The sequence below is a fragment of the Ruegeria sp. CDSA033 genome (assembly GCF_059612305.1).
This window is the reverse complement of sequence record NZ_JBXWQI010000016.1, coordinates 42,344-55,145: the sequence shown is the minus strand read 5'-3', so window position 1 is coordinate 55,145 and position 12,802 is coordinate 42,344. Positions and strand designations below refer to the sequence as shown.

Here is a 12,802-nt window from a genome sequence, read left to right as displayed (position 1 = left end):
CCGTAAGTTAGGCGGCGAGCCCTTTCGGCTTTGAGCTTTTTGCCCAATTTTTCGTCAATCGAATCTAGAGTCACAGTTTGATCCTTCCGGCTCTTTCGTGGCGGCGGCGGCTTACAACAGCCTAATGTCGCGACAAATTTTCAACGCATTTGTCGTTCTGGCGATTGAAGGGTTGATTGCATTCCCATCTATCGCCTCGTCGGTTTAAATGAGCGTTTGATGGGACGATGATTGCCATGCATTTGCCTTTGATTGTGCGGAAACCACGCTCGCATTTCCATCCGGCATAGGTGTCAGACGTGAGGTATGCGTGATCAGGAACTGCCACAGGTTCGCAGCTACTTTCCGTAGCATTGAACCCTCTCAGGCATACCCAACCATCTACGCTGTTCTTTTCGGTCAGGCGACCGTTCAGAGGGACTTCGATAGCAACACAGTTCCGGCCCTCTTTGCGAAATCCCCAGTTGCAATGTATTTCTTGCACACCAAATCGGGTATCAACGAACCCGTTTTCCGGTGCAATCACTTCCTCACACTCTTCACCAATACGTCGAAACAATCGATTGCAGGTCCACCGATCTCCTGTTGAAGCGAGGAAGGCATTTTCAGGAATTGCTATTTCCTCACAAATATCCCCAATACGCTGGAATCCGTGATTGCATTCCCAGCCACGTCCATAGGAACTGCCTGTCAAATATGTGTTTTCAGGCGCTACCTGAGCTGAAAGCTGCGTTCCTGAAATCAACACGAGTAATGTCAAGATCAAACACGAAACATCTCGCATATATATGATTGAAGTCTGGTTAGAGTGGTGTCTGGGGCCGGACCTATCAGGCATCAGACACGCAGTTGATGAGCCATATATTGTTCATGTATCGCCTGCTTTCATGTGTCGTTCGTCGTCTGACAAATATCAGGAAACAATTGCAAAAGTTTGCGAGTAACGAGTTCGTTCCGAACACCCTAGCGGAACCCGTTCCTATGCTGGGGCACATGCTACAGGTTTTTGGAAGGCCATTGGATCATCGAAGTCGGCAGCACTGCGACGACGAATTAACTTCTCCAATGCATTCTTGTGGTTCTTATAAGGCGTAGAGTCAAGGAAGTATCCTTTTGTCGCAAAGTCCACTTTATGCGCAAAAGCATGCGCAGATTGATGCCTAGGCTGTAGAAGTGGCGAGCGACGGCTTAGCGCCCTCTCTGTTCGTTGGTGGCCCTACGATGAAGGTCAGCCATCGTCGTCTGGCAACATTGCAGCTTTGTCTGCTTTGGGCTGACACCAACCGAGTTCAACCGCAGCAGTCAGTTCGGTTGGCAATGACGGCTCAGGGCTCTTGCTTCCAGTCGGAACACACCGCAGAGAATGCCCGGAGCGAGCCCGAACTGTGAATTCGATTTTCTTGCTGCGCGCGCTCGCAGCGTAAAGTATGCCGCGCGAGCGAGAAATTAAATGCCGCTGCGCAGCGGAAAGACTGGTCATTCATGCGGACCGCAGCGAGGATCAGACAGCGGATTTACAGGTCGCGGACAAAGCGGCCATTTTGAGGTTGAGCACGAAAACCCCAACTTGGACGAAGAGAGCTTCTTTTTTTAACCCTCGGAGAAAAACTTTCCTGGTGCCCCCTGTTTGGCTACTCAATAAACCACATTCCATCAGGATCCATCATATCTTCAGATCGAGGCGGGGCTTCCAAAACGGCCGGAAGAGTTCAATCTTCGGACATCGATTCATCACAACTTTGAGGCCGGCATCCTCGGCGAGCTGTGCTGCTTTGTCGTCGTAGACGCCGATCTGTCCCCAAAGAACTTTGGCATCGATCGCGATGGCCTTTTCGGCAAAGCCAAAGAGTTCTTCCTTGGGGCGGAAGACATCCACCATGTCAACGGGTTTGTCGATTTCTTCGAGTGAATGATAGACCTTCAGGCCCCTGATTTCCTTGACGTTCGGGTTAGGGTTTACCGGCAGAATGTCGTAGCCAATTTCGCTGAGCTGTCGCAGAACGCCGTAGCTAAATTTCGTTTTGTCGGCGCTTGCACCAACCATTGCAATGGTTTTGACCGACTTCAAGATCTCGGCGAGATACTTGGGGTCGTAATCATACATACGGTCGAAATCTGCTTCGGGCATCGGTTAACCTTCCTTCGGCGTCGCAATGTCTGCCTTGAGTTCGTGGGGTTTGAGCGGATCGAGGAACGGATTGCGGTAAAGCTTGTCATGGCTCTCAACCCCGATCTCCAAGGTGATGTCGGACGTCGCGCGTGCCACGCAGAGGATTACGTAGCCGTTGGCGATCTGCCTATTGTTCAGCGCGACCTGTCGGCGCTGATCCACCGTGCCTGTTTTAAGTTTCGCGGCGCAGGTAATGCAGCCGCCGTATTTGCAGCCGAAGGGCAGATCAACCCCCTGTTCGCGTAACGTGTCCAGAAGTGGGCGTCGTGCGTTCACCTCATATGTCGCGCCATCCCTGTTGGCGATCGTCACAGTATGCGTTGTCATAGCCAAATGTCGCTTGTGCAATCACCGCCTGGATACCGGCTCTCGTGGCAGCGCGAGGGGCCATTTGGCTCTTTCCCAAAATCTACGATGAAGTCCTCGTTGATCTTCATGCCGCCGTTTTCAGGATCGCAATCTATCATGACCATTACTCCGCCCTTTTCGCGGATCTCGGGATAGAATTGGTTGTCCCAAGTCGAAAACAGCGAGGTGGTGACATAGAGCCTGCGTCCGTCGAGAGAGAGTTGGAACATCTGTGGACCGCCAGCGACCTCAACCCCATTAACGGCCGGCGCCTTGCCCAAAAGCCCCCCCATGTATACTTGGCCGGTCAGCTTGGGATTATGCGGGTCGGTGATGTCGTATTGGCGCATGTCGCCATGAAGCCAATTGTTGAGATAGAGGTATTTGTCGTCCATCGAGATCAGTATCGCCGACATCACTCCTGGCAGCGGGATCGGCCATTCCGGGTGCATCTCGTTATCAACGTCGATGATCTTTTCCCACTTCCACACGTCGTCGCTGTCTTTCCACCAGTGAATGACGTTGGTCGACAGCGCGGCCCCACAAAACCCATGCGTGCTGTCGGGGTCGTGGTGGAACTTGACCTCCAACGGCAACAGCCCGTCTTCGCCTAGATAGAAGCTTTCGACTGGTTCGCGTTTTTCGAAATCCCAGAAATGCAACTCGCGCCCGTATTTCAGATGGCCAACTTCTTCCAGATCGAAACCCGGCATAAAGGTGTTGGGCGCGGCCCATTCGGAACTCACCATCACGTTGTGACGGGGCTGGTACCAGAAATCATAACCGAACTTGATGCCGCCCATCGAGTTCTCCCAGCGGCCGACGATGTTGAATTCTTTATCGAGATGCAGATAGCCGCCCGGAGCTTCGCCCTTGGCGTTTCCAAGAAAGGAAATGATGATCTCAGAGCCCAAACAATGCACTGTATGCGGCCCTGACAGATCGACCTTGGCCTTAATCTCGGCCCCATCAATAACCTTGTGCAGCCGCGGCGCGCGTGGGTCGGTGGCGGTGTCGACGATGTGAAGGTTGTTAGAACGCACGCCAGGCAGGATCAGGTACTTTCGCGACATTGAGCCGTCGTCGTGACAGGACGAACAGGCATTCCAGCCCATGTGATGAAGCTCATCCCCGATCCCGGGCATTTCCAGCCGGTGGATTACCTGAGAATAAGTTGGGCTTTCCGGGTCTACATCGACTGTCGCAAGATAGTCGGGCTTCTGAATGCCCGTGCCTGTATAAATCGCAATCGTGTAAAGAAGCTTCTCACGCGGGGCCTGGATTGCCTCTTGCGGGCTAGCGTAGCCCGGTCCGCAACATGCACCATCCATCGTTGAACCCTCCCTTGATCACGATAACTGTATCGTATATCGAAAATGCTATTATCGTATAGTGAGAAAAATGCATCTAGAACGTTTAGCTCTGATATTGGAAATCGTAGGTCAAAAAGGGCGTGCGACAGTCGCGGAGATTTGTGCGCAGTCCGATCTCCCCAAGCCAACGGCCTATAGACTGGTTCAGGATCTTGTTTCGTCCGGACTGTTGCAGACATCTGCGCGTGGGGAGTTTGCCATTGGAGCCCGATTGAAGCGTATCACCCGGAGTGATCATTCTGATCCTGCGCTTCTAGAAGTGATTGCGCCGGTCCTGGCCAAGGGCGCCAGAGACTACGGGGCTGCGTTCTTTCTTTCCCGACTGCGCGGCAACCGGGTCGAGATCATTCACGTGGCCACGCCAGAAACGGGCGTGTCTTATCTTCACCCGGGTGTGGGCAAACGGCCCATGCACGCGTGCTCTTGCGCCAAGGCAATTGCCGCCGTTTCTCCAGAGCTGCTGTCTCATGACGAACTGAACGGGCAGCTCAAACGGTACACCGAACGCACCATTACCAGCCGAAAAGAACTGGCAAAAGAACTCGAATCCATTCGGGCCAAAGGGTACGCTGAATGTGTCGAGGAGCTGGAAAGAGGTATAAGCTCTGTCGCAACTACATTGGGCAAAACAGGTGTTGGTTCGACGTTGTCCATTGGCGCCACAGCCTCCGTTCGGGTGTTTACCCCTCCTATGCGGGTTAAGATCGGCCAAGCACTCATCGAAATGTCGCATGAGTTATCATCTGCACTAGGATGGGATGGTGCAGACGCGAATATTAAATCCGCCTAGGTTAGTGTTGGCTAAAGCAGTGGAGAAGGTTCACGTCATCAGGCGGCGGTGAAACGTTTGGTGCCATTAGGCGGGTTTACGCACGGTCAAGGAGGCTAAGTATGGATGATGGAATGCGCGGCGGGTTCTTCGCAGTTAATGTCAAACCTGAGCACCGGCAGTCTTTTTTGAACGCCAGCATCTTTGAAGCGCAAAGTGTTGTCAGCGAAGAGGCAGAGGTTTTCCAGTTTCAGATCATGGTGGACATGGCAAATCCCAATCGGTTCTATTTCTACGAAGTGTTCCGGGACGAAGCAGCCATTCAGGATCACTGGGACTCTGAAGCTTTTAAGAACTGGTTGAACACGGTCCAAACAATGCTGGATGGTGACATCGAAATTATTGCTCGGATGCGCTCGCTTTTTCCCACGACAAAAGGCTTTGAGGCCCAAAAACCGAGCCTGCTGCAGTGGTGAAACTGACTGGACGTTTGAAATTTTGGTCGCTGTGAGAAGGCGACCGGATGTGACGCTAGTCGGTTTTGGGCTCACTGCCGCCGAGTGCATCGGCACAAATGGTGTTCTCGGCTGGCTTCCGAGAGCAGACATTCACTCCGCTTGTACGATGACGTCGTCAGCGCGGTCCTGATGCTTGGGCGTGGGGGGAGGATCGGAGGGCATAAAATGTGTATGCTTTCCATCGGTTATTTCTCTCTATCGGGACCCTCATAGGGCGCTCCGGTTCAATATTAACCGGCAGGAGGGGCATCCAATCCTTCAGCTTATGCTTTCATATTCACATTTTGAACTGCTATCCGAAGTACCTGCTGAATTGACGTTTCGGAAACATCTGGTCTTGTCATTAAGCCCACAGGCCCCTGGGTCAGTTTTGTATTAATCGGCAACCTCATCAGCCGACCATCGGCTATTTCATTTGCAACGACCCCCTTGGAGTTGATCCCGACCGCGTCGGATTCATGCAGAATATATGCCCAGAAATTTCGGAAACGGCTTCTATTCGGCTGAGGACTCACCGATGCCAACTGTAATCAGAAAGTGATAGATGAATGGATCGCTAACTCGGCGGAAGAGATGTAGACTTGCCAATTGCTGAGACAGCTCCGATCGGTATCCATCAAAATAGGATAAAGGTTGAATCAGAAAACGATCCGGGTTCTTAGACCGAACAGAGTTATTTGGTCCTGATCGGGGTTCAAAAGCGGGTCGAGAACGAATTGTACCGATGGTGTGACCTGCAGTCCGGGTGAGATTGAAAAACGGTAGAATGCTTCGAGTGTGAACTGATCATCGTCGATGCCTCTTGCCTCAGCCCAGTTCAGGCCCAACCCGGCCAGATCGGTATTGCGACCGTAGTAGCCAAGACCCGCGGAAACGGACCGATCATAGAGCGCTGCGGTCCCCTTCGAAGCCCCAGCCCGAAAGAATGGCATCCATTTATTGTTAACAAACCATGCAGCTGAAAACGCAGCGCCGTAGTCTTCTGGACGGCTACCATCGTCAGCCGCATCCGCATGCCAGACGGTCAAATGGATGTTGTCGAAGTAGATGCGATCGAAGCCGGAGGTGTAACCAAGCTCGAGTGACTTGAAGAGATTGCCATCGCTAAACACATCAAAGTTTGGATCAGACGGATCGGCGTTTGCGTCTGAGACGCTCGCAACGGCGTAGAGGTTCTCGCTCAGCTTTAAGCCTCCGGCAATACCAAGGCCTGGATTAGGCGCGTTAAGTGTAGGGTTGGTGTTGAAAGACAGGTTTTGGAAACCACTGTAGGGGCTTACCAACCCGTAGATATCCACAAAGTCTGTTACATCAATCTGCCCGACTTGCAGCGTCCACGAGCCGTTCTCGGCCCTTTGGGTCCAGAACAGATTGGTCAGCAGTAGACCATTATCGTTGAAGGCTGTCCCTGTGATCGAAAGGGCTCCACCATCTAGCCCAAGGAATTGCGGGGCAATATCGGTATAACTGTGCCGGTCTTCGATCTTGAATGTCAGAGACCCCCGTTCAGTCGCCTGCCAATTGCCATAGAACCGCGCAATTCCGCTGGCAGCTTCGACCGCCCCCAGATCCGCGTTCGTGGTTTGGCCCAACGCTAGGTAATCAATGTTGAAGCGAAACCCACCCTCAGCCAGTCGGTCTTTCAACTGAAACCAACCCGGCGCAATATTGCGTGGAAAATCGGAACGATATTGTGGGTCGGTCAGCCCATCTCCGGGCTCTAGATCAGCTTCGACGGAAGATGGCCCGGATAATCCCTGTGCCGACGCTGCGCCAGCAAAGACAATACTCAGTGCGACAACGAGAAGTCTTATCATTCAGACGCCTTTGCCCCGCCGGTCTTGCGACTGCCCGCAGCTCGGATACGATCAGCGGCGCGCTGCTTCCATTCCAGCCCGTCTGCTTCGGTTTCCAGAGTTTCGACACGTTCCGTATCCAACTGGAATGTCGCATTCATAGGCATGAGACCGTCCACAACCATCATATTCTGGACAGTGGGATCGATAGTCAGCGTGCCCGTCAGCCGAACTGGTTCGTGGAAATAGCTGGGCGTCCAGTCGCCATTCAACCGCACGCGGATCATTTGGTTGGGCGGGGGCGGGGGCATGTGGCTACACATACCTCGTTCTGGCACTAGATACGCCACAGATCGCCCGTCTGGATCGCTCGGGCCCGGAATGGCAAAGCCCGCGATTGTTATTGTTTGACCATCGAGTTGAGGATTTCCGCTCGTTCCTGCCTTTCTTCGCCGCTCTTTCACAATCTCTCTTTGATCGAGCAGCCAATCGACATCAACGCCAACTCCCGCCAAGGCATCCTCGGTTTCGGTCAGAAGCTCCTGCCATTTCAGTCTTTCTTCCGCGCTGCCAGCGTCCTGCTGCAGCCTGCCACGCATCCGCACAACGAAAAGGACGTCGTCGAACTGTTCGGGGCTGAGGTCCCGATAGGGGTCCTCAAAGACCTGCACGGATGGGTCCGGGAGGTCTGCCCAGTCCAACGCGGTTTCAGGCGTCGCATTGGCAGACTGTCCCAACCAAACGAACCCTGCAAATACTACGGAGCGAAACCAATGGTGCATAAATACTCTCCGGCTACTTAGGCAGGTCAATCCAGTGTGTTCTTGTAGATGACGCCGTCCTTCATGATCAGCCGGATCGTATCAGGGCTTTCAGGCCTCGGGTCGGCGCCAAACCACTGATCACCAGTTCCCACTACTGAGAAGTCTTCTAGTGGGTTACCGTCGATCAGCAGGATGTCCGCATAGGCCCCTTCCTCGATCACACCCAGTTTTCCAGCGGTATACGGGTTCATAAAATCCCCTGACAGAGCGACAACTTCACCGCCCGTCGATGTCAGCGTGACCATGGACGTATAGGGGCCAAAAAAATCATTGTTTAAGTGTTTTTCGTAGGCAATCTGGATATTGCACGCCTCTACCGAACCAACACAGTCTGTCTGGAACCCCCGCTTCACCGGGCATTCTTTCATATTGTCGATATAGCCTGCAAATGTGGCCGAGGCAGACTTTGCCTTGGCAAGGCTCGCCGGAACGTTCGCCACAGCCGGAATATCAAGAAGGCCGGGGTCAAATGCCGTTAGGTTTGTTGTAATGTACGCACCCTTCTCGTTCATGACTTCGGCAATTTCGCAGTCAAAAGAAAAACCATGTTCGATTGACATAACACCTGCGTCGAGCGCACTCAGGATTGCTTCCTTGCGATAGGAATGCGCCATGACATAGCTGCCATATTCATTCGCGACCTGGACGGCGGCTCTGATTTCTTCGGGCGACCCGGCCAGCAATTGCCAAGGGTCGAATGCGGACACGACACCACCGGATTGCATGAATTTCAATTGCGTCGCGCCCATTCGAAAGTTGTTCCGTGCGAATTTATAGACGTCATCAACACCACTGACCTCCTGAGCCATGTTCAGCCGACCCATGTTTGTCTCCGAACCAGGTGGTGCTGTGAAATTCGCGAAGTCAGCGTGACCACCGCGTGTTCCGATAAACGCCCCAGATGGATAGTAACGAGGACCCTCGATTTGCCCCGAGTCTATCGCCCTACGTAGTCCACCATTAGCGCCACCAGCATCCCGGACAGTGGTGAAACCCTGCATCAGATACATCTCGGCCATCTGCGCACCGTGTATGGCAAAATCTTCCCAGGTCGTGTTGGCCTCCATCGCTGGAAGCGTCGGTCCCATCAGCATAAGATGCGCGTGCAGTTCAATAAACCCGGGGGTCAGTGTCCGTCCCTCTCCGTCAATAACCGTAGCATTGGGGGCATCAATCACTTCAGTTGATACGGCCTTAATCAGGTTGCCCTCGACCAATACGCTGGCATTCTCGATACGCTGTTCATTCACGCCATCGAAGATGTGCACGTTGGTAAACAACGTTTGGGGTTCTTCTTGATCCTGAGCCTGCGCGGACGCTGAAAAAGAAAGACCTGCAGCGACAATTACCGTCGAGCAAAGCGACATTCGTAGACCGGACATAAGTACTCCCTTCATATTCATGTTTTGCCAACTGTAGTCCGGAAAACTTTGCCTCGGTTGCCACTTTTGAATTGGCATGTTCGAATGTGATCGTAAAAATGGCCACCAATCAAAGCTACTAATCATCACAAGGGTGACGAGCTTGCCTTTCAACTCCACCTCTCAAGAGCATAGCGAGGGCTTTATTCGCCTCTCCTTAGCAGCTCCGTTTCTGCAATATCTCACCGAACGTAAAATCAATCCGCAACCAGCATTGGATCAGGTCGGCTTGAAAGCTGAACTGTTGTCTGACCCATCTGTGTTCGTTCACTCAGAGCTGGTCTACGGTTTGGTGAATGCCTTCTCAGAAGTATCAGGGGATCGATACCTAGGACTGAATGTAGGGGAGACGTTCGACCTACAAGGATGGCCGCCGTTCGCTCAAGCCTTGCAATCAACAGAAACGCTATTCGAGTTTTTTACTCGCTTTGTTGGGCTCGTACCGCAGGAATCCAATTCTGTGCGGCACAGCCTCGTCATTGAAGCAGACAAAGCGACTTATCGTATCGAGAGACAACAGGAACCAACTGTCCCCCCCGTTCAGGTGACCGGTTTTGGTGCCGCAATCTATGTACGCCTATTGCAGACCGTCGTCGGAGATTCTTGGGACTCTTCGCTTGTGCGATGGGAAAGCAGATACATCAATGGTCTGCCCATCGACTACAAAGGGATCGAGGTTGGCCTTGGGACTGATCCCGGAATGCAAATTAGTTTTCCTTTGGATTGGTTGTTTTTGCATCATGTCGCTGAGGGCTCTGCCAAGCCCATAGCCTCACCTCAACAAGAGGAAGAAGTAACCGTGGTGGCAGCTTTGCGCTCTGTCTTACGCGACAAACTGGATGGAACCGATTTACGACCAGACGTGGTGGCTGGATTACTGGGAATACAGCCGGGACGGTTTCTGAAAGCGCTTCAGCAACAAGGCACAACGCTATCCCGTGAAATCAAACGGCTGCGTGTCGATGTCGCCAAGGAACACCTCAAAGAAGACCAGATGACAATTGCGGAGATCGGTCTGATGCTCGGCTATTCTGACAAGTCCCATTTCACCCGCTTTTTTCGAGGCCAGACCGGAATGACACCGACCAAGTTCCGAAGCAAGTAAATGTGGTCGAGCCAAATGACCGCTCAGAAAAAGGGTCTTCGTCGGATCAGTTTGGAGAAGTTGTAGTGCGACGTTAAACAGATTAGTCGACGGCTTGAATTGGTTGGTCGCCACCGTCGTTTCAGCCTCTGCAACTGGCAGTTTCGTTGTGTTTTTCCGAGTTTGCGAAGCTTGGTTGCGCACGTCCGCATTGGGTTGCGATCAGTAATTGATGTCCGAAGCAGGTATTGCCTGGTAGGTCTCCCTCGCTAATGCAGCGTGTCTTTCGTCAACCTCATCTTGCTGGTCGGATCATCCCGATAGCGTCTAAAGTGCACGTTTTGATGGAGGCAGCATGGGCGTCATTGAACATCGAGCGGCAAACGGTATTTACACATAATCTGGGCCATCACATTGAAGGTAAATTGCAGTCTCGGCGCCTTATTTGCGAGCCATCACAATCACCGGTAACAATTTACGCAACTCATTCTCCAGCTCGGCAACACCGTTCGCATCACCGGAAACAACACGCGCCAGCGCCTCTTGGAAAAGGCCATCGATAGCCGCGTAAATTGCTCGGGATGAGAGGATTGGGGAACCGTTCTTCAGAAGCGCATAGCGCTCAACAATCCGCCAAATCATGTCCTCCAAGTCTCGGTCGATTTGCTGCACGTCATTCTGAAGAACATCGTCAAACAGCGCCTGTGAACGGAGATCGTACCAAAGACGGTGTAGTTTTGTTTCCTTCAATAGAGTTTCGGTTAGCTTTTCAATAAAAGCGTCAATAAGACCTTCCGGTGTGTCAGCTTGCTCAGTGGCCATATCGTAGCGGCGCACACACACTGATTTGTACTGCCGGATGCACTGGATGATCAGGTCATTCTTGTTGCTGAAGTAATAACGCAGCACACCATGCGAGAACTCGGTGTTTTCCGCAATATCGCGCAAAGAAGTTCGAGCATAACCCAGCTCAGCAAGAGTTGTCAGCGCGGCATCAGCGAGCTCCGCCTGGCGATTGGCAAACTTGCCGACCTTCGCGCGCGCTCGCTCACTTACATCGGCTAAACGATCTCGGGATGCCACCACAAAAAAACTCCATGTTTAGCAGATTCGCGCAGTTGATACGGCTTTTCAGCCGCTTACGCAGATATTCCTTCTACTTTCGAATATCAAGATATCCCATCCGTAAAGCAAAAGACTTTACAACTGTATAAATTGCTCTATGTGTAACCCCGCCGGAGCCATCAACCGTGAAGCCACGGCGGAAGCCGGCAACTTAACAAGTCTATGGAAGAACACTCAGGAGCCTCCAAATGAGCAAGCTGCATATCAAAACGCAAGGCGGTGTGGCGTCGGTGGTCATCGACAACCCGCCAGCGAATATCTGGACGGTAGACGTCATCAATGAGATGAATGCATTCATCTTGTCGCTTAAAGACGACCGGGAAACAAAGGCGGTCGTCTTTAAGTCGGCGAACCCGCATTTCTTTGTTGCTCATCTTGATCTGAACACGATCAACGGCACTCCTGGTGGTCAGGCAGGAATCATCGAATTTAGCCATATGATCAACAACATCAAAGCCATGAAGCAAGTGTCTGTTGCTGTTGTAGACGGGATCGCTCGCGGAGGTGGCAACGAGTTCATCATGGCTTGCGACTTCGCTTACGGCACTGAGAACGCAGCCTTTGCCCAACCGGAAATAGGCGTCAACATTCCGACGGGCGGGCAAGGTGCAGTGCAATTTGCCCGGCGTATGGGGAAGAACAAAGCACTCCAGGCTCTGCTGACAGGTGCAGACCTTACGTCCGAAGAAGCAGAGGCGGTGAATGTCATCACCAAATTTGTGCCCAGGGCAGAGATGGAAACTTTCCTTGAAGCAATTCTTGGTGCGATCCGAAATTTGGAACTGCGAGACATCGTGATGTACAAGGAGATTGTTGCAGTGTCCGTCAGGGATGAAGCCGCAGGCGCAGAGCTAGAGCTTTGCCATTTCCTGGAAAGGGCCAGAGAAGGCAAAACCCAGGCGATAATCGCGGCTTTTTTGAAGCACGGCGGTCAAACGGAGCGTGAAGCAACAGATTTCGAGGGAGTTTTTGCTGATACTGCCGCTGAACTGTCCGGCTCTTAAGGTAGTTATCGACCGCTGATCAGGTGCAGATAGATCATGGATGGCACATCCATCCATGATCAAATCTGCGTTGTTTCTCGAAGTTTCTAGGTTAACGCAATCTTGTAGCTATCAGCACACGTGTCGGAGCCGAACTTAGTAGGGACGGCGAAGTTTGAAATTGTCTTCGGGCACAAAGCCACCGGCAAAGCAACTCAAGCTGCACATGCGGCAAATGCCCGGAAAGTGGCGCTTCTCGGGATTTGCAAAACTAAATTGGGAACGTCCGGTCCGGGCTGCATACCAGCCATTCTTATGGTTGCTGGGAACGGCCGCAATGTCCGAATAGTGTTGAAAAAGTCTTTTGATTGGTGGGTCTTGCGCTGATTCA

At 52.4% G+C, this 12,802-nt stretch carries 12 protein-coding genes and 1 pseudogene; 5 read left to right on the top strand and 8 right to left on the bottom strand.

What is annotated here, in order from left to right; translation table 11 throughout:
- Positions 1–121: 121 nt before the first annotated feature.
- The 4 genes from AC2FLA_RS17840 to AC2FLA_RS17825 all read right to left on the bottom strand — a co-directional run bounded on the left by AC2FLA_RS17840 (position 122) and on the right by AC2FLA_RS17825 (position 3,849).
- Complete coding sequence (locus AC2FLA_RS17840; RefSeq protein ID WP_496724031.1) at positions 122–784, bottom strand: hypothetical protein; 663 nt, start codon at positions 782–784, stop codon at positions 122–124.
- Between the two features lie 879 nt (positions 785–1,663).
- A complete protein-coding gene (locus AC2FLA_RS17835) occupies positions 1,664–2,128 on the bottom strand; it encodes a CoA-binding protein (RefSeq protein ID WP_496724029.1) in 465 nt (154 codons plus the stop codon).
- Between the two features lie 3 nt (positions 2,129–2,131).
- On the bottom strand, positions 2,132–2,497 hold the full coding sequence (locus tag AC2FLA_RS17830; RefSeq protein WP_282120777.1) for a 2Fe-2S iron-sulfur cluster-binding protein: 366 nt from the start codon (positions 2,495–2,497) through the stop codon (positions 2,132–2,134).
- Positions 2,494–3,849 carry a selenium-binding family protein gene (locus AC2FLA_RS17825; RefSeq protein ID WP_496724027.1) on the bottom strand — a complete coding sequence of 452 codons (1,356 nt, stop codon included), beginning with the start codon at positions 3,847–3,849 and terminating at the stop codon, positions 2,494–2,496. Before AC2FLA_RS17825 ends, AC2FLA_RS17830 begins: the two co-directional genes overlap by 4 nt.
- Before the next feature lie 70 nt (positions 3,850–3,919).
- Between AC2FLA_RS17825 and AC2FLA_RS17820 the strand changes: the two are divergent.
- The 3 genes and pseudogenes from AC2FLA_RS17820 to AC2FLA_RS17810 all read left to right on the top strand — a co-directional run.
- Positions 3,920–4,057: pseudogene (locus tag AC2FLA_RS17820) on the top strand (helix-turn-helix domain-containing protein); the annotation flags it as partial.
- A 45-nt stretch (positions 4,058–4,102) separates the two neighbouring features.
- Positions 4,103–4,681, top strand: a complete 579-nt coding sequence (locus AC2FLA_RS17815) for an IclR family transcriptional regulator domain-containing protein (RefSeq protein ID WP_496724072.1) — start codon at positions 4,103–4,105, stop codon at positions 4,679–4,681.
- 101 nt (positions 4,682–4,782) lie between these two features.
- Positions 4,783–5,136, top strand: coding sequence for a putative quinol monooxygenase (locus tag AC2FLA_RS17810; protein ID WP_496724025.1), 354 nt, complete (start codon positions 4,783–4,785; stop codon positions 5,134–5,136).
- 680 nt (positions 5,137–5,816) lie between these two features.
- Here the strand turns inward: AC2FLA_RS17810 and AC2FLA_RS17805 are convergent.
- From AC2FLA_RS17805 to AC2FLA_RS17795, 3 genes are read right to left on the bottom strand one after another with little or no spacing between them, the layout of a single operon-like run.
- Entirely contained in the window at positions 5,817–6,995 is a 1,179-nt protein-coding gene (locus AC2FLA_RS17805) for a carbohydrate porin (protein WP_496724023.1), read from the bottom strand.
- Positions 6,992–7,756, bottom strand: a complete 765-nt coding sequence (locus tag AC2FLA_RS17800; protein ID WP_496724021.1) for a DUF3299 domain-containing protein — start codon at positions 7,754–7,756, stop codon at positions 6,992–6,994. The genes AC2FLA_RS17805 and AC2FLA_RS17800 overlap by 4 nt, the downstream gene beginning before the upstream one ends.
- A 26-nt stretch (positions 7,757–7,782) precedes the next feature.
- Positions 7,783–9,195, bottom strand: coding sequence for an amidohydrolase family protein (locus tag AC2FLA_RS17795; RefSeq protein ID WP_496724019.1), 1,413 nt, complete (start codon positions 9,193–9,195; stop codon positions 7,783–7,785).
- 127 nt (positions 9,196–9,322) lie between these two features.
- Between AC2FLA_RS17795 and AC2FLA_RS17790 the strand changes: the two genes are divergently transcribed.
- Positions 9,323–10,324, top strand: coding sequence for a helix-turn-helix domain-containing protein (locus AC2FLA_RS17790; RefSeq protein ID WP_496724018.1), 1,002 nt, complete (start codon positions 9,323–9,325; stop codon positions 10,322–10,324).
- Positions 10,325–10,744: 420 nt separating this feature from the next.
- Here AC2FLA_RS17790 and AC2FLA_RS17785 read toward each other — a convergent pair whose 3' ends face one another.
- Positions 10,745–11,386, bottom strand: coding sequence for a TetR/AcrR family transcriptional regulator (locus AC2FLA_RS17785; protein WP_496724016.1), 642 nt, complete (start codon positions 11,384–11,386; stop codon positions 10,745–10,747).
- 230 nt (positions 11,387–11,616) lie between these two features.
- On the opposite strand from AC2FLA_RS17785, the gene AC2FLA_RS17780 reads away from it, so the two are divergent.
- Complete coding sequence (locus tag AC2FLA_RS17780) at positions 11,617–12,432, top strand: enoyl-CoA hydratase/isomerase family protein (protein ID WP_496724014.1); 816 nt, start codon at positions 11,617–11,619, stop codon at positions 12,430–12,432.
- Positions 12,433–12,802 lie beyond the last annotated feature (370 nt).

What these genes read in the sequence shown, in the direction of transcription:
- AC2FLA_RS17840 (WP_496724031.1), bottom strand. Translation starts at nt 784, where the DNA reads ATGCGAGATGTTTCGTGTTTGATCTTGACATTACTCGTGTTGATTTCA.
- AC2FLA_RS17835 (WP_496724029.1), bottom strand. Translation starts at nt 2,128, where the DNA reads ATGCCCGAAGCAGATTTCGACCGTATGTATGATTACGACCCCAAGTAT.
- AC2FLA_RS17830 (WP_282120777.1), bottom strand. Translation starts at nt 2,497, where the DNA reads ATGACAACGCATACTGTGACGATCGCCAACAGGGATGGCGCGACATAT.
- AC2FLA_RS17825 (WP_496724027.1), bottom strand. Translation starts at nt 3,849, where the DNA reads ATGGATGGTGCATGTTGCGGACCGGGCTACGCTAGCCCGCAAGAGGCA.
- AC2FLA_RS17810 (WP_496724025.1), top strand. Translation starts at nt 4,783, where the DNA reads ATGGATGATGGAATGCGCGGCGGGTTCTTCGCAGTTAATGTCAAACCT.
- AC2FLA_RS17805 (WP_496724023.1), bottom strand. Translation starts at nt 6,995, where the DNA reads ATGATAAGACTTCTCGTTGTCGCACTGAGTATTGTCTTTGCTGGCGCA.
- AC2FLA_RS17800 (WP_496724021.1), bottom strand. Translation starts at nt 7,756, where the DNA reads ATGCACCATTGGTTTCGCTCCGTAGTATTTGCAGGGTTCGTTTGGTTG.
- AC2FLA_RS17795 (WP_496724019.1), bottom strand. Translation starts at nt 9,195, where the DNA reads ATGAAGGGAGTACTTATGTCCGGTCTACGAATGTCGCTTTGCTCGACG.
- AC2FLA_RS17780 (WP_496724014.1), top strand. Translation starts at nt 11,617, where the DNA reads ATGAGCAAGCTGCATATCAAAACGCAAGGCGGTGTGGCGTCGGTGGTC.